This is a genomic window from Colwellia sp. TT2012 (genome assembly GCF_001440345.1).
Lineage (GTDB): Bacteria > Pseudomonadota > Gammaproteobacteria > Enterobacterales > Alteromonadaceae > Colwellia.
Window position 1 is genome coordinate 597,843 of record NZ_LJYX01000006.1, and the last position, 15,674, is coordinate 613,516.

Sequence of the window (15,674 nt, forward strand, 5' to 3'; positions counted from 1 at the left end):
ATGACTGAAGCAACGCAATTAAAAATTAAAAGTGACTCAAGTATTCTTGTTCATATTACCATGAAACTGAGTGATGGCTCGGCGGCAGACAGTACTAAAGTCAATAATAAACCCGCTAAAATTATTATGGGCGATAACAGTATTTCACCGGCCTTTGAAGCGGAGCTTATTGGCATGTCAAAAGGTGATTCAAGAGAGTTTACTCTTGTCGCTAAAGACGCCTTTGGTGAGAGCAATCCGGATAATATCCATTATATGGATATTGATAAATTTACTGCTGATGCACCCGCCAAAGTAGGTAATATTATTACTTTTTCTCAACCCGGTGGTGAGTTACCCGGCATGATTAAAGACGTTAATGGCAACTCAGTGACTATTGATTTCAATCACCCGCTTGCGGGACAGACAGTGACTTTTGTCATCGATCTTGTCGACATTCTTTAGAAAATAATAGGTATATATTGTGAATTATTTGGCTCTTGATGCCTCAACGGAAGCATGCTCAGTTGCGTTGCAAGTAAACGGTAAAATATTTTCTCGCTTTGAGCTGTGCCCACAGTCCCATAGTTTACATTTACTGCCCATGATAGATGCAGTGCTTAAGGAGGCGAATATTAAACTAGCAGAGCTTGATGGCCTTATATTTGGTCAAGGGCCTGGTAGCTTTACTGGTGTTCGCATTGGTGTTGGTGTCGCTCAAGGCTTAGCATTTTCTGCCAGCTTACCTGTAGTCGGTGTGTCTAGCTTACAAGCTATGGCGCAACTGGCCTATATAAAACATGGGCATAAACAGGTCATTGCGGCAATAGATGCCCGTATGTCTGAAGTTTACAATGGTTATTATGTGCTCGATGAAGATAATATTATGCAAGCGCAGCAAGCTGAAGCGGTTACTCCGCCAGAGCAATTAGCACAACACTTATCTCCCGTGGTAACCACACCTACCTATGCAGTGGGTACAGGTTGGGATGCGTACTCTGAAAAGTTAAGTGCAAAGTTAAGTGAAAAGTCAGGGGAGCAGTTGAACGTCTTGAAAATGAATGACGGTAGCCCGGATATATTATTCCCGAGTGCTGAAGCTATGTTGGTAATAGGTAAAATAAAATTAGCACAAGGGCTAGGCGTGGCAGCAGAAGATGCTCAGCCAGTCTATGTTCGAGATACAGTTTCCTGGAAAAAGCTTCCGGGTAAATAACGGTAGCAAACTATGACAGTAAATATGGCAGCAAAGTATGACTAGCACCCCAAAAAAATCCACAGCCAGTCTTTGGCAAAAATACCAGTTATATTTCCTCTTGGTGGCGGCCATTGTCATCAGACAAATTCCGATCGTTTCTATTCCATTGAATTGGTTAGAAACATACTTTCATGAAATAAGTCATGGTATTGCTGCATTGCTTACGGGTGGCGAAATCATCAATATTCAACTGTATGCTACAGGCGCTGGTTTATGTACTACCCAAGGTGGCTTAAGCTTCTTTATTACTTTTTGTGGTTATGCAGGAGCAACGCTTTGGGGCTGGCTATTATTCAAGCTGGCGAATAGCCATCAACGTACAGCACAGATTTTTTCTGGCGTGATGATCGTTCTACTGCTCGCTTCAATCGTCTTGTGGGCAAGAGACTTGCTTACTATGATTATTATCGCAAGCTTAGCGGTTATGTTTGTGCTAAGTATAAAAATGCGTCGCTTATACTATTTACAGTTATTGTTAAAATTCTTTGGCTTGAGTATTTTATTAAACAGCTTATTTAGCCCAATGTATTTATTTGATGGCCGTGATTTAGGTGATGGCGCTGCTTTAGCCTCAATGACTATGGTGCCTGAGCTAGTTTGGGTGTTGATCTGGTGCGTGTTAGCCATTTTGGCGCTGTATTCCTTAATCAAAAGCAATAAAAAGTCTTATGCTTAAATCAAGGCCTAACCCTTATGGCAGATACAAATAACATTGATGCGCTTAGCTTTGAGTTAGACAGTTTAACGCTAACTGCAATGGCTTGTGGTAATAAGAATCAGCAACCAGTGCTATGCTTACATGGATACTTGGATAATGCAGCCAGCTTTTTACCCTTGATGCAGCAAATAGCGCAAGAACGTAATTTACTGCCTGATAAGTATGTTATTGCTTTAGATTGGCCAGGACATGGTCATTCGGACCATCGCAGTCTTGGTGCTCATTACCATTTTTTTGATTATGTTAGTGATTTAGTGGCTTTGTTTAGCCTTAATAACTGGCCAGCAATCGATATTGTCGCTCACTCAATGGGCGCTATGGTTGCCAGTGCATTTGCGGCCGCCTTTCCAGAAAAGGTAAAGTCACTGACGTTAATTGACTCGTTTGGTTTTATTTGTGCACCCGTAGAGCAAACCACTAAGCAATTACGTCAAGGTATATTAAGTCGGGTAAAGTCAGTTAAGTCTAACAGGACGTTTACGGAAGCAGCCGTTGTTAAAGCACGCATGCAGGTATCTGACTTAAAAGTTGCTCATGCTAAGTTAATTGTCCAAAGATCACTTATCGAAGTTAAAGATCAGTCAGGCAACATAAGTGCTGTTGGTGAGGCTAGTGCTTTATATCGTTGGCGATCTGACCCGCGGTTACGGACTGTTTCACCTTATCGATTAAGCCTAGCGCAAGGGCAACAGCTTTTTAGTGATATAAAATGTCCACTACAATTAATTTACGGTGATAAAGGCATGGACATGGTGGCAATAGGGCTAGCACGGTTTTCTTCTGGGATGAATAACCTGATAACAACCAAGCTGTCAGGTGGTCACCATGTACATATGGAACAAACGGAAGAATTAGCACATTTGCTCAGTAATTTTTTTAGTGGAATTCAAACAAGCGTTTAAATTTTACTGGCGCAATGATGAAAATTTTGCTAAAACAGTGGTATTAAAATTAGAGTTACTGTAAAAAATATAATTATTAGAAAGATTAATGCCTAATTACCTATTGAGGAAAGCCATTGTGGAAAAAATTTGGTTAGAAAAAAGTTACCCTAGTGATGTGCCGTTTGAAATAGATGCTGATAAGTATCCATCAATTGCCGCCATGTTCATTAAATACTCGACTAAATTCAGTGAAAAAACGGCATTCATTAATATGGGCGCAACTATCACCTATGGCGAACTCGCAGTACAAGCAGAGGCGTTTGCCGCTTATTTGCAACAAGACTTAGGCTTAGTAAAAGGTGATAAGTTCGCCATCATGGTGCCTAACACTTTGCAGTATCCTATTGCTCTATTTGGTGCTTTATTAGCGGGCCTTACCGTGGTTAACGTCAATCCTCTCTATACAGCCAGAGAGCTTGAACACCAGTTAAAAGATTCAGAAACCAAAGCTATGTTGATCATAGAAAACTTTGCGCAAACGCTGGAAAAAGTAATTGCTAAGACCCAGGTTGAACATGTCATTATGACATCACTTGGTGACCGTTTAGGCTTAGTGAAAGGCACTATGGTCAATTGTGTGGTTAAGTACGTTAAAAAAATGGTACCCGCTTTTAACCTGCCAGATGCTGTGCGTTTTAATAAAGCTTTAGCACAAGGTATGAAGCTTAAATTGACACCTGTTGATTTGTGCGGAGATGATCTTGCCTTCTTGCAATATACCGGTGGCACAACGGGTTTATCAAAAGGCGCTATGCTCACTCATAGAAATATGGTTGCTAACTTATTGCAAGCGAAAGCGGCAATAATGCCGTTATTAAAAGAAGGCAGTGAATTTATTGTTACCGCCTTACCGCTTTATCATATCTTCGCCTTAACCGCCAATTGCCTGACTTTTTTCACCTTAGGGGCACAAAACTTATTGATCACCAATCCTAGGGATATGCCTAATTTTATCAAAGAGTTATCCAAGTACCCTTTTACTGCGATTACCGGCGTGAATACCTTATTTAATGGTTTATTAAATACCCCAGGTTTTAAAGATTTAGATTTTAGTAAGTTAAAAATGACCCTAGGTGGTGGCATGGCGGTGCAACGTCCCGTAGCAGAACGTTGGCAAGAAGTTACCGGCACAAGATTATTAGAAGGTTATGGTTTAACAGAATGTGCGCCCATGGTCACCTTGAGTCCTCATAATTTACCTGCTTATGATGGCAGCATAGGTCTTCCTGCACCGTCAACGGATGTTAAAATCATGCGCGAAGATGGTAGTGACGCAGATATTGGCGAGTCAGGTGAGATGTGGGTGAAAGGGCCACAGGTAATGTTGGGTTATTACCAGCAACAAGCTGCCACCGATGAAATTTTAAAAGACGGTTGGCTGGCAACGGGCGATATTGCTTGCATGGACGAACGTGGATTTTTCAATATTGTTGATCGTAAAAAAGATATGATTATCGTTTCTGGTTTTAATGTTTATCCCAATGAAATTGAAGAAGTACTGGCCATGCATGAGGGTGTACTAGAGTCTGCCGCCATTGGTGTTCCCAATGAAGTATCCGGTGAAATTGTTAAAATATTTGTGGTTAAAAAGTCGGATGATTTAACAGAAGAAAGCCTTATTAAACATTGTCGTGAAAACCTCACCAACTACAAAGTACCAAAACTGGTTGAGTTTCGTAAAGAGCTACCAAAAACCAATGTCGGTAAAATCTTAAGGCGTGAATTGAGATAAAATAAATGTTGAGAGAGGGGACTCACTCGGTTAATTATTGAAGAAATCTTATTTTATACCAAACGGATTAATTTTCTGGCTAATCAATAGCTAGCTGTTTATAATTTGCGACAACACTCGCTTATAACACTAGCTATAGTTTGAACCTCCATGCGCCAATTGATTAAAAAGCTATTGCCTAATTTATTGCTTGTAAAATTAAAGTGTTTTATTAGTCATTTCCATCAAAAAACACAACCTTTTTTTGCACTCAGCCCCTTTTTAACTCGACTGTATTTTGCTTTTTTTAACTCGGCTTATCAAAGAGAGCAATTTTCTACCTTGCAAGGTATGTTAACGTATAACAAACGGATAAAATCTACTCGCGAGCAATCAAACCCTTTATTAAGACGTAATATTCATCGCATAGAAAAAGGGTTAATAATGCGGCCGTTAAGAGAGGTATTTGCTTTAGAATACATTGAAGAAACGCAAAAAGCATATGAGCTAGCTTATCAATCTTCTACCCATCAATCAGAAGAACTTGCTTGGGCGAAATCAGTATTAACTAAGTACTATGAGACAGTTTCACTCGAACGTAGTAGCTTACTTACTCGGTTGGCAAATGAATTTAGTCAATTGAATCAAGTTGACTCTTCAAACGTGCAATATTCGAATAAAACACCCTACAAACATCAAGAATTAGCAAGTAACCCGTTAACTTTTGAACAGTTTTCTCGGTTTATTGACATGCGTCGTTCTACTCGTTGGTTCAAGCAGACACCAGTCTGTCGAAATAAGCTTAAACAAGCTATTACGCTGGCTTCACAAGCTCCTAGTGCCTGTAATCGTCAGCCTTACGAATTTTATGTTGTTGATCAGCAACCGCTATTATCACAAGTGAGTAAATTAGCTATTGGTGGAGCTGGTTTTGCTAGTAATATACCTTGTTTGATTGCCATCATAGGTGATTACTCCTGTTATGAGCATGAAAGAGACAGACATGTTATTTACATTGATGCCAGCCTAGCTGCTATGCAGTTTATGCAAGCATTGCCAACATTAGGCTTAGCCTCATGCCCGATGAACTGGCCAGAATTAAATGTAATTGATACAAAAATCGCACGTTTATTAAAGCTGCCAAACTATAAAAAAACCATCATGTTAATTGCCGTTGGTGAGCCAGAGCTAGATGGCGGCATTCCCTATTCTCAAAAGAAAAGTGCAGAACAGTTAGTACACTTTGTTGATACGGTATAAAAAGGAAACAATTTGTTAAATATAGAAATTAAAGGTGTACAGTTCTCAAATAAAGGCGCTGAATTGATGTTAGTCGCTATTCTTGAGCAGTTAGATAAAGCATTAGGCGAATATCAAATTACACTCTCACCTGGCACGTACTTACCTTATCAAAAAAGAGCTCGTTTAGGTGCTTGGCAAAAATTAAGCTTTCGCCGCGGCAATATTGACCTTACCGGGGCTTTTGGAAAGCTGCCTAATAAATTACTTAATTTATTAAAGCGCTACGGCATAGTTACAGAAAAAGATGTTGACGTTATCTTAGATGCCAGTGGTTTTGCTTACGGTGAACAGTGGGGCGTTAAATCACTTAAACATACAGCTAAAGAAGTCACTCGCTTTCAGCAGCAAGGTAAAAAGTATATTTTTCTACCACAAGCCCTTGGTCCTTTTAAAAGTAGAGAAGTACAGCAACTTGCGATAAAAGTTTTTGCTAACGCTGACTTGGTTTTTCCTCGAGACGATGAATCTTACCGATCATTAACCGAACTACTCTCTAAATCAAAAACAACACATGTTCAGCAAGCTCCTGATTTTACTTGTTTAGTAGAGCCAGAGCCTTTTATAGATGAAATGGAGCCTGTACTTGATAAGCAAACTGTTTGCATCATTCCAAATAACAAAATGGTATCTAGGTTTCATCATAAAAAGGCGAGTGATGATGAACAAAGTTATATTGATTTTTTAGTGCAAGCGGGAAAGTATTACCAACAAGAGGGGTGGAATGTTGTATTACTTAATCATGAAGGCAAAGAAGATCAAAAAATTTGCCAACAAATAGCCAAAGAGTTATCAAGTAATAGCAATAAAGTGGTTATCAAAGACGACTTATCTGCTGTTGGTATCAAAGCTTATATCGGTAGTGTCGATGCTGTGCTTTCAAGTCGTTTTCATGGTTGCGTCAGCGCGTTAACACAAGGTATTCCATGTTTAGCCACAAGTTGGAGCCATAAATACCAAATGTTGTTTCAAGAATATGGCGTAGAGCAGAACGTACTTGATTTTAAAGTAACAGCCAGTGAACTAGAGCAAAGTTTAATGCTATTTACCCAGTGTTTATCTGAACAAAGAAAACAGTATCTTAAACATTCGGCTTGTGTGAAAGAGACAACGCGACACATGTGGCAACAAGTTTTTGCAACACTTAAGGTTTAGATTATCGACAAGGTTAGCATGACTTGATAAACTCATGCCATCTTAGTCTTAGTAGTTATTCCAGATACGTTTTATGCTGGAAATTATGTCCTTATACATCGCAATTAACACTTCGTGATTGTTATGGACCAAGTAAACACAGTTAACAGGATTTAAAATGAAAAAGAATAAAGGTTTCAGCTTAATGGAACTGATGATTGTACTTATTATTCTTGGGCTTTTAGGCTCACTAATTGCGCCTAAATTATTCTCAAAAGTAAGCTCGTCAAAAAGAAAAGTAGCGGTTGCTCAAATGCAAATGTTTGAAACCGCTATTGATACTTACCGTCTTGATATTGGTATCGTTCCTGCTAGTTTGGACGATTTACGTTCAAGTAACAACCCAAGTTGGGATGGCCCTTATTTACCGAAAGCTATTCCTTTAGATCCTTGGGGTAAAGCCTATATTTATACCATACCTGGTATCAATAATATGCCTTATGGCATCAAGTCTTATGGACTAGATGGCAAAGAAGGTGGGGAAGATGAAAGTGCGGACGTTATTCATAAATGATACCGCTTTTAGATGTATTAACCGATCGTTTTAAAATAAACCAAGCAGATCTTGATAAAGGTAAAACCTATCAAACGCGCAATGGTGGTCGTTTAGAGCAAATTTTAGTAAATATGGGTTGTCTTACCGAAGACGACCTTGCTCCTTTATATAGTGATGTACTTGAGCAACCACTATTTAAGGCCGAAGATTGGCAAACATGGCAAGCTGATGATTATTCCAACCAAGATTTACTGTTTTTAAAATCTAAAAATTGGTTACTGCTAGCTGAAGAAGAAACATCACAAGGTCTTTTTTGGACACTAGCTTGTAAAGACCCTCTTGATTTAGATGTTATACAATATTTACAAAAGCGCGATATAGAAGCCAATGTTTTTATTGCCACAGAATCAGACCTGCAAACATTCTTCTTTGCTATTCAAGATAATGATGAATCATTATCTAACAATGAAGAGCTTAGCGGTGACGAAGAAGCTCGTCTTAGAGAGTTAGCTCTAGAAGCGCCTACCGTAAACTTATTAAATAGCTTGATTACCAAAGCATTAGCTCGAGGTGCTTCAGATATGCACTTGGAACCACACCTTGGTAAGTTTAGAGTCCGTTATAGAATTGATGGTGTTTTACATGAAGTCGATACTCTAGCGGCTAAAATGAAATTACCTATTACCACACGTTTAAAAATACTATCAGGTATGGATATCGCTGAAAAAAGGCGTCCCCAAGATGGTAAAATAGCGATGCGCATTGCTAACCAAGAGCTTGATATCCGTGTGTCAGCGCTACCTTTAAACGATGGTGAAAGTATAGTCTTGCGTTTTTTACGTAAAGAATCGATTAAATATGATATGTCGGTATTAGGCTTATCTCAAGATACTAAAACACTAATCCAGCAAGATTTAAAGAAAACCGCAGGCGTTATATTACTTACCGGACCAACAGGCTCTGGTAAAACGACAACCCTTTATACGTTTTTAAATGAATTAAATACGCCTGATGTAAAAATAATCACCTTAGAAGATCCTGTTGAATATCAACTCGATGGTGTTAACCAAGTGCAAGTTAATCCGGAGATTGGTTTTGATTTTGCCGCAGGTATTCGCTCAATTGTTCGACAAGATCCTGACATTATTATGGTTGGTGAAATTCGTGATGCTGAAACGGCTCGAATAGCTTTACAAGCGGCGCTTACCGGACATTTAGTTTTCAGTACGGTACATACCAATGATGCTGCAAGTGCCTATACCCGTTTACTTGATTTAGGTGTAGAGGAGTTTTTACTGAATGCCGCGTTAATCTCTGTCGTTGCCCAGCGTTTGGCGCGTAAATTATGCCTACATTGCGCAGTGCCTGCTGAAAATATTGATGAATTATTAATAAAATATCCATTGGCTGAAGTACAACGCAAAGCAAAGCTTGAAAATATTAATATATTGCAAGCAAATGGCTGTGAACAATGTAATGGCTCAGGCTATAAAGGGCGAATTGCCATTAATGAATACTTACGTTGTGATGATGAGATTAAGCAGATGCCAAAAGATGATCAGTTTATCTCAAAGGCACAAAAATATAATGACTCATTAGGCCGTCGAAATTTATTGCAAGATGGTTTTTATAAAGTATTACTGGGTGTAACCACTATTGATGAAGTCTTGCGAGTTGCCGGCTAATGGACTTTGAATATAAAGCGATTGACCAACAAGGCGAGCGTCATATAGGCAGCATAGAGGCGGTTGATAAATTAGCCGCACAAAAAAAATTGCTAACTGATGGCTTACAGCCTATTGAACTCAATGAATTAAGCGCTAATGCAGGTTGGCGCAGCATTTTTTCGGGCACAGTAGGCCTGAATGAATTAGAATTTTTTACTTCTCAATTAGCTTTGTTACTTGAAAGTGGCGTTAGGGTAGATAAAGGCATAGATATCATAATGCAATCTAATGCCCAACCAGCGTTAACCAAACTGCTAAGTAAAATGTCAGCTATGCTAAAAAAAGGTAACTCACTTAGTGAAACCTTTGCCGAACACCCTGACTTGTTTAGTCCACTCTATATTAGCCTACTCAAAATTGGTGAATCATCAGGTAATTTAACTGAAGTATTAAATAGGCTCTCCGCTGATTTAAAATTTCAGAAAGAACTTAGAGCACAGATATCGGAAGCGCTGACTTACCCCGGTGTCATTATGATGGTTTGCCTCGCTGCCGTGTACTTTGTATTAACCTTTATTGTGCCTAAAATGTCGGGTATCTTTACTGACTTATCACAAGCGCCTTGGTATACCCAAGTTATCATTAATGTCAGCAGTTTTTTTGTAGAATATGAAGCACTTATTCTGGGCGGTTTGGCACTGGGGGTATTTGCTTTAGTTTATGCTTTTAAACAAATAGCGTTTAGAAACTGGTGTTATGTTAATTCAGCTAAACTACCCGGAGTTGGAAGAATTATTTTAACCGCAGAGCGTATTCGTTTTTCATCGTCAATGGCAATGATGTTAGAAGCCGGCGTACCGCTTGATACCACCTTAGAGTTGACGTCGGCAACCTTAAAACATCCTGACCTTAAACGGGATGCAAAACAAGCTTTAGCCCAGTTAAAAACAGGCAAGCAATTAAGCTTTGTCTTATCTAAAACCCAGATATTTCCTAAGATATTTCTTGCAATTATCAAGGTGGGTGAAGAAACAGGAAATTTACCACGAGTTTTTAATGAAGTTGCCAACCGAAGTCGAGTAGACCTAGATGCGGTAATTAAAAAATTAACTACTATTTTAGAGCCGCTGATGTTGGTATTTATGGGCGGTTTTGTCGGTGGTATCGTTATTTCTATGTTAATGAGTATGGTCTCCATAAACGATGTGCCTTTCTAAACAAGTAGGGCAGCGTTTGTTTTGCTATAAACCAACTCAAACCAGAGTTGTTAGCAAAGTAACAGGCTTTTCATTAATCGAACTAATGGTTGTCATGGCTATTATGGCGGTATTAATGAGTTTAAGTGGTGGTTTGATGCAAAAAAGCATTAACCAACAAACTAGGCAGGTTGAGTTAGAACAGGTAAGGCAACTCTTTAAAAACTTAAGTTACCGTGCTTATTACGGTGGTGGTGCTATGCAAGTCCGCCTTGAAAAAAATCAAATGCAAATTACCTATGTGGTCGATGCTATTAATTTTAGTAATGACGGGGGTTTAGCTGCAGAAGAGGCTGATCAATTCGGTGATAACCAATACTCTGATAACCAAGGTTTCGATAATCCAGGCAATGAAAATCAAGAAATGGAATTTATAAACTTTGCAGAGCTTACTTTTGTTGCACAAGACTTTAACGTTTCTTCAAAAGGTATTGTTACCCCTAACCAATATCAAGTTTTTTGGTTAGAAGGTATTAAAACGTTTCAACTGAAATCACTTTTTAGTGAGTACACACTCTGATGCCTTTATTTTGTCACTCCGGCTATCACACCCTTCATCATTCCGGTTGTCACTTAGGCCAGAATGCAATGGCTAATAGCAAAAGTTCTTCAGGCTTTACCTTAATCGAAGTACTGATTGCCGCGGTTATATTGTTCTCAGCACTGGCGGTTACAGCAGAGTTATACTCAGCATCAAGTTTGTCGTCGCAAAAAGCCAGTTATAAAGCGCACTTTTATCAAATCAACCCTATAGCAATCACCACAATAAAAGCTGAAGTAAGAAGCTTATCTGAAAATAGAAAACTAACTGAGTTAGCAAGTGAGTTTAATATTTCTGGTATTCACTATCAATGGCAAGCTCAGCGTATCGCATTTGAGCCAAGAGCGCCTGATGACGAGGACTCTTCACCACCTAGGCAACAATTTGGCTTGTTCCAAGTAAATGTTGTTGCTCAAAACACACAAACTGACAAAATAGATGAGTTTCAGTTTAGGGTGGCTACATGGTAAAGAGTAAAATAAAAATCATGTTACCAGAGTCTTCTTGTATAAATCCCCGTATTTCAAATCGCCATTTAAAAGTGCAACATAACAAAGGCTTTACCCTCATTGAGCTAATGTTAGCAACGTCACTTTTAATGATGATAATGTTTTCGGGGTATTATGCTTATAGTCTGTACAGTCAAAAGTGGCAAAAAAGGGTACAGGTTTTTTGGCAAGGTACAGAGCAAGCAATTGCCTTAGACAGTCTTCATAAAGTGCTTAATTCGGCCATGCCTTATATCGTTAACGGCAAAGATGATAAGGCGTGTATATACTTTAAAGGGACAAGTACTAGTGTTAGTTTTATTAGCAACTCAGCTATTTTTTCTGCGGAACCTGCGTTAGTACAGTTGCAAATTGAAGCCATGCCAGATAGTAATAATTATAATTTAATTTACCAAGAGCAAAGTATTAAACATAACCTAGTGTTAGAACTTGATCATCAGGCTCAGTGGCAGCATGAAATTATATTATTGGCCAATATTAATGACTTTGATTTATCTTATTTTGGCTGGCAGTCTTTTAGGGAGGCAGTAACACGACTTAATAGTGATGATTTTGTGAAAAAAGATGTTCGTACTTGGTACCACAATCATGAAACTAATGTTAGTCGCTTATTACCCGAAAAAGTACAAGTAAGTTTTACCAGCGAAAAGGGGTCTAGCAATTTTCAAATAGCATTGTCGCAGCACAGTATATATCGTCTATTAAGCTATATTCGAGTAGATGATTAATGTTAAAAATAATGAAGCTTAAAAATAAAGCCGTTAGTGCTAGTCGTGGCATTGCACTTATTCAAGTGTTAATTATTTCAATCATTTTAACTATGCTGGGGATTTATATTAACCAGACAGTACGTTCGCAAATAGCTGTAGTTAGCTTAATGAAAAGCGCTTTTGAATTAAACCTAGAACTTGAGAATGTTGAGGCAGAGTTATTACATGCTTTGTTGACCGAAAAGCGTTATCAAAAAAAAGACAATGAAAATAGGCTGGTACAAAGATGGAATTTTTATGGCAAGCCTTTTCGATTGAATGAAAATACGACGGTGATACTTCAAGACTTATCAGGCTTACTCAGTCTAAATACCTTAGATAAAACGTTAGCTCGCGGCCTTTTTTCACAATTAGGTTTCTCTGGTCATAAAGTACGTACATTTCTAGATTCACTTGCTGACTGGAAAGATAAAGATGATTTAAAGCGGCTCAATGGCGCTGAAAGTGACTATTATCGTTATATAAAAAAACCAGGGCCACGCAACGCTTATTTACAAACGTTGGCAGAGGTGGAAAGCATTCAGCAAGGGCAGCTATTAACCACAACGCAGTGGAATACTTATTTTACCGACATAATATTTTCTCGTTTTAATCCGCTCAATGCACCTAATTTAATATTAAAAGCATTCCTAAATAATGAGGCTGCTTATGAAGAGGTTTTACAGCAAAGGAAGGCGGGTGTACTAACAGGGCATAGTTTTTATCTAGCCACTTATGTTGATCAAGATGAATCGGTTACCTACGGAACGGGACGGTTTTTGAAAATTACTTTATTAGTGAAAGGACAAAACAATAAACTTAGTAAAGAATTTATAGTAGAATTGCGGCCTCGTTCTTTATCAAGACCTATCATCATTACTCAGTTAACTTGGAATCAAGTGTGAATTTAGCGTTATTATTAAAACAACCACTATTGAAAAAAACGTTACTCAAGCAATTGGCTTATTATGCCAATGGTTGGTATGTTTTTGAAGATAAGCAGGCTACTGCACATAAAGTCAAAAACAATGTTACTGATCAGTACGCTTTTAAAAAAGTCGATTCAAGTAAAGCCAAAGTCGTTATTGTCGCGAAAACGCATTACCGCCAGTCATGGCAAAGCTACACATCTATCAGTAAAAAAGAATTACAACAAATTTTAATATTGCAAAAAAGCAATGAGAACTCAGCGGCAACAATTTTTCAAGTGGTTAGTAATGGTGCTATTGATGGCTATGAAGTAAAAAAAACCACCTTTGATGCATTATTGCTCAATGAGCTAGGTGAACAAAGGTTGCTTATTCCTGAAACTGATCTTATTAGCCTAGAAAAAGAGCAACAAGACAGTTTTACTAATAATCAGGTTTGGCTAGCGTCCTTAGAAACACCCGTAGGTACTTTATTTGCCAGTTGTTTTGCTGATAAGTCTACTAGCTCTTATGCTAAAGGTTTAATAGCCAATATTGAGGCGTTTAAATTAAGTTCTGGTTTACCTAGCGAAATAACTGCCACTTATATCAACCAACAAAGTTACGCTACTTTTCTCTTTAGCTGTCTAACTCTGCAAAAAATTGATCAGCTCTACCGAAAAGTAGCGTTTAATGCAAAGTCATGGTTTAAAATAAAAGACTTGCACTTCTTGTACTGGCTGCCTTTATTAACCGCCACTGCTTTTTACTTACTAAGCAATAGTTATCTATGGTTGCAAACCTATAATATTGAAAGTGAATTAGCAGAGCAGGGTAGTGAAGTTAGTCAATTACTTAATGATAAATATCAGCAGGACCAGCAAAGTCAGTTGCTGAATTTACTGAATACAGAATTTTCAAAAACAAGTACTGTACATCAGCATTGGGCGATAGTTTATCAACTAGTTGAAAGTGGCATGGTAATAGAGCGCTTAAGTTTCGCTCAAAATGTAATTAGTATAAGAGGGCAAGCTCCTAATGCATCAAAGGTGTTAACCGAAATAACAAAAGATCCTTATGTGATTGATGCAAGTTTCAAAGGGTCAGTATTAAAATCTCGAGGGCAAGAATCTTTTACTTTGGAATTAGTTTCAAAAAAAGTACAAGACTTAAGGAGCAGCGAAGTGAAAATTGATAAAGCTCAAGCCGAAGTGAAAACGAAAGAGACAGCAATACCATGAAAACAGAGTTATTAAAATACAAGCACTACTTGTTAGTGTTATTAGCTTTATTGGTTGCCAATTACTTGTTAGAGCCGCTAACAGAATTACAAAGTGAGCAGCAGCAAACTTTAAATATGTTGCAAAAGAAACAAGACAAAACGAATGCATTAATAACCAATGGTGATGATTTTTTGAAAAAAAATGAAGAATTAGCACTTTATTTAGCTAACTCACATGATTATTTATTTACACAAAAGAGTGAAGCTGAGTTTAAATTAATTGCGCAAACTCAAATTGAGCAGTTATTACAAACATCGGGCTGTGCAATTACTCGTATTGGTTTTAAAGGAAAGCAGCAAATATTACCAAAAGTGCAAAAGTGGCACATGGAGGTTAGGTATACTGGCGATGCTAATTGTTTAATCAAAACCACCAGAGCATTAGAGACGGCAAAACCTTACATTAATATTGAAGAATACAACTATCGTGCAGATGCTTTTGATAAAAGAGCACAAGCAGAGTTTACTGCCATATTAAAAGTGAGTGTTTGGTATAAAGCACATGTGAACAACACTAACAGCGTAAAAGGTTAACCATGAGAGTTATCGCAATTTTTATGTCAGTGCTAACATTAAGCTATTTACTTTATAGCTTTATTATTGACCAGCAAGCTAGCCAGGTTACTCAGCAATTTGTAGGTTCACCTAAATTGGTTGTTCCTGCCAATATCAGCAGTACCCCTTTAAAGGTTGAGACAGTATGGCAGCAATTAAAAGCTGATCGTATTAAAGCAAAACAACCTATTGAGAAAGTTAAGCCAGACTCATTGCCGAAGAAAGATATACTGACAATTGGTGAAAACAAATATGCATTGTATGGTATCTTCAATGGTCGTAATGAAACGGTTAATAACAAACAAAACAAACCGTTAAACAAAGCCTTTATTTTAATAAAGGCTTTGGGAAATAAAGATAAATCAACAGAGAACCCTATGCTAAAAGTGTTAGAAGGTGATGAGTTGTCTGAGGGTATCTCGCTTATTTCAGTAACGACCAATTCAATAAGCTTTAAACAAGATGATCAATTGATTGAGTTTAAATTGTTTGAAGCGAAGAAATAGTCATAAAATTCGTCATCCCGAACTCGTCATCCTGAATTTATTTCAGGATCTCATGAGTGTGGCACTTGTTACTTGAGGTGCTGAAACGAGTTCAGCATGACG

The 15,674-nt window shown here is 38.1% G+C and carries 17 protein-coding genes; all 17 read left to right on the top strand.

Annotated features, from left to right (window positions below; all coding sequences use genetic code 11):
* Positions 1-444, top strand: coding sequence for an FKBP-type peptidyl-prolyl cis-trans isomerase (fkpB, locus tag ASU03_RS04365; RefSeq protein ID WP_057830639.1), 444 nt, complete (start codon positions 1-3; stop codon positions 442-444).
* Between the two features lie 19 nt (positions 445-463).
* Complete coding sequence (gene tsaB, locus ASU03_RS04370; protein ID WP_082627137.1) at positions 464-1,195, top strand: tRNA (adenosine(37)-N6)-threonylcarbamoyltransferase complex dimerization subunit type 1 TsaB; 732 nt, start codon at positions 464-466, stop codon at positions 1,193-1,195.
* A 37-nt stretch (positions 1,196-1,232) separates the two neighbouring features.
* Positions 1,233-1,913, top strand: a complete 681-nt coding sequence (locus ASU03_RS04375; RefSeq protein WP_057830641.1) for a M50 family metallopeptidase — start codon at positions 1,233-1,235, stop codon at positions 1,911-1,913.
* 17 nt (positions 1,914-1,930) lie between these two features.
* Positions 1,931-2,857 carry an alpha/beta fold hydrolase gene (locus tag ASU03_RS04380; protein ID WP_057830642.1) on the top strand — a complete coding sequence of 309 codons (927 nt, stop codon included), beginning with the start codon at positions 1,931-1,933 and terminating at the stop codon, positions 2,855-2,857.
* A gap of 118 nt (positions 2,858-2,975) precedes the next feature.
* Positions 2,976-4,631 (top strand): long-chain-fatty-acid--CoA ligase FadD, encoded by a 1,656-nt coding sequence (gene fadD, locus ASU03_RS04385; protein ID WP_057830643.1) that lies wholly within the window; start codon positions 2,976-2,978, stop codon positions 4,629-4,631.
* A 150-nt stretch (positions 4,632-4,781) separates the two neighbouring features.
* Entirely contained in the window at positions 4,782-5,870 is a 1,089-nt protein-coding gene (locus ASU03_RS04390) for a nitroreductase family protein (protein WP_057830644.1), read from the top strand.
* 12 nt (positions 5,871-5,882) lie between these two features.
* Complete coding sequence (locus ASU03_RS04395) at positions 5,883-7,064, top strand: polysaccharide pyruvyl transferase family protein (protein WP_057830645.1); 1,182 nt, start codon at positions 5,883-5,885, stop codon at positions 7,062-7,064.
* Between the two features lie 157 nt (positions 7,065-7,221).
* Positions 7,222-7,617: a type II secretion system major pseudopilin GspG gene (gene gspG, locus ASU03_RS04400; protein ID WP_057830646.1), complete on the top strand. Its 396-nt coding sequence runs from the start codon at positions 7,222-7,224 to the stop codon at positions 7,615-7,617.
* Entirely contained in the window at positions 7,614-9,284 is a 1,671-nt protein-coding gene (locus ASU03_RS04405; RefSeq protein ID WP_057830647.1) for a GspE/PulE family protein, read from the top strand. Before gspG ends, ASU03_RS04405 begins: the two co-directional genes overlap by 4 nt.
* Positions 9,284-10,483, top strand: coding sequence for a type II secretion system F family protein (locus ASU03_RS04410; protein ID WP_057830648.1), 1,200 nt, complete (start codon positions 9,284-9,286; stop codon positions 10,481-10,483). The genes ASU03_RS04405 and ASU03_RS04410 overlap by 1 nt, the downstream gene beginning before the upstream one ends.
* A complete protein-coding gene (locus tag ASU03_RS04415) occupies positions 10,470-11,042 on the top strand; it encodes a type II secretion system protein (RefSeq protein ID WP_057830649.1) in 573 nt (190 codons plus the stop codon). The genes ASU03_RS04410 and ASU03_RS04415 overlap by 14 nt, the downstream gene beginning before the upstream one ends.
* 68 nt (positions 11,043-11,110) lie before the next feature.
* Positions 11,111-11,533, top strand: coding sequence for a type IV pilus modification PilV family protein (locus ASU03_RS04420; protein ID WP_057830650.1), 423 nt, complete (start codon positions 11,111-11,113; stop codon positions 11,531-11,533).
* Positions 11,527-12,300: a PulJ/GspJ family protein gene (locus ASU03_RS04425; protein WP_057830651.1), complete on the top strand. Its 774-nt coding sequence runs from the start codon at positions 11,527-11,529 to the stop codon at positions 12,298-12,300. Before ASU03_RS04420 ends, ASU03_RS04425 begins: the two co-directional genes overlap by 7 nt.
* A complete protein-coding gene (locus ASU03_RS04430) occupies positions 12,300-13,226 on the top strand; it encodes a type II secretion system protein GspK (RefSeq protein WP_057830652.1) in 927 nt (308 codons plus the stop codon). The genes ASU03_RS04425 and ASU03_RS04430 overlap by 1 nt, the downstream gene beginning before the upstream one ends.
* Positions 13,223-14,470, top strand: a complete 1,248-nt coding sequence (locus ASU03_RS04435; protein ID WP_057830653.1) for a hypothetical protein — start codon at positions 13,223-13,225, stop codon at positions 14,468-14,470. The genes ASU03_RS04430 and ASU03_RS04435 overlap by 4 nt, the downstream gene beginning before the upstream one ends.
* Positions 14,467-15,045, top strand: a complete 579-nt coding sequence (locus ASU03_RS04440) for a hypothetical protein (RefSeq protein WP_057830654.1) — start codon at positions 14,467-14,469, stop codon at positions 15,043-15,045. The genes ASU03_RS04435 and ASU03_RS04440 overlap by 4 nt, the downstream gene beginning before the upstream one ends.
* A 2-nt stretch (positions 15,046-15,047) precedes the next feature.
* Entirely contained in the window at positions 15,048-15,572 is a 525-nt protein-coding gene (locus ASU03_RS04445; protein WP_057830655.1) for a hypothetical protein, read from the top strand.
* Positions 15,573-15,674: the final 102 nt, after the last annotated feature.

Bases quoted from the DNA above. Each gene is read 5' to 3' on its own strand.
- fkpB (WP_057830639.1), top strand. From the start codon at position 1: ATGACTGAAGCAACGCAATTAAAAATTAAAAGTGACTCAAGTATTCTT.
- ASU03_RS04375 (WP_057830641.1), top strand. From the start codon at position 1,233: ATGACTAGCACCCCAAAAAAATCCACAGCCAGTCTTTGGCAAAAATAC.
- ASU03_RS04380 (WP_057830642.1), top strand. From the start codon at position 1,931: ATGGCAGATACAAATAACATTGATGCGCTTAGCTTTGAGTTAGACAGT.
- ASU03_RS04390 (WP_057830644.1), top strand. From the start codon at position 4,782: ATGCGCCAATTGATTAAAAAGCTATTGCCTAATTTATTGCTTGTAAAA.
- gspG (WP_057830646.1), top strand. From the start codon at position 7,222: ATGAAAAAGAATAAAGGTTTCAGCTTAATGGAACTGATGATTGTACTT.
- ASU03_RS04405 (WP_057830647.1), top strand. From the start codon at position 7,614: ATGATACCGCTTTTAGATGTATTAACCGATCGTTTTAAAATAAACCAA.
- ASU03_RS04410 (WP_057830648.1), top strand. From the start codon at position 9,284: ATGGACTTTGAATATAAAGCGATTGACCAACAAGGCGAGCGTCATATA.
- ASU03_RS04415 (WP_057830649.1), top strand. From the start codon at position 10,470: ATGTGCCTTTCTAAACAAGTAGGGCAGCGTTTGTTTTGCTATAAACCA.
- ASU03_RS04420 (WP_057830650.1), top strand. From the start codon at position 11,111: ATGGCTAATAGCAAAAGTTCTTCAGGCTTTACCTTAATCGAAGTACTG.
- ASU03_RS04425 (WP_057830651.1), top strand. From the start codon at position 11,527: ATGGTAAAGAGTAAAATAAAAATCATGTTACCAGAGTCTTCTTGTATA.
- ASU03_RS04430 (WP_057830652.1), top strand. From the start codon at position 12,300: ATGTTAAAAATAATGAAGCTTAAAAATAAAGCCGTTAGTGCTAGTCGT.
- ASU03_RS04440 (WP_057830654.1), top strand. From the start codon at position 14,467: ATGAAAACAGAGTTATTAAAATACAAGCACTACTTGTTAGTGTTATTA.
- ASU03_RS04445 (WP_057830655.1), top strand. From the start codon at position 15,048: ATGAGAGTTATCGCAATTTTTATGTCAGTGCTAACATTAAGCTATTTA.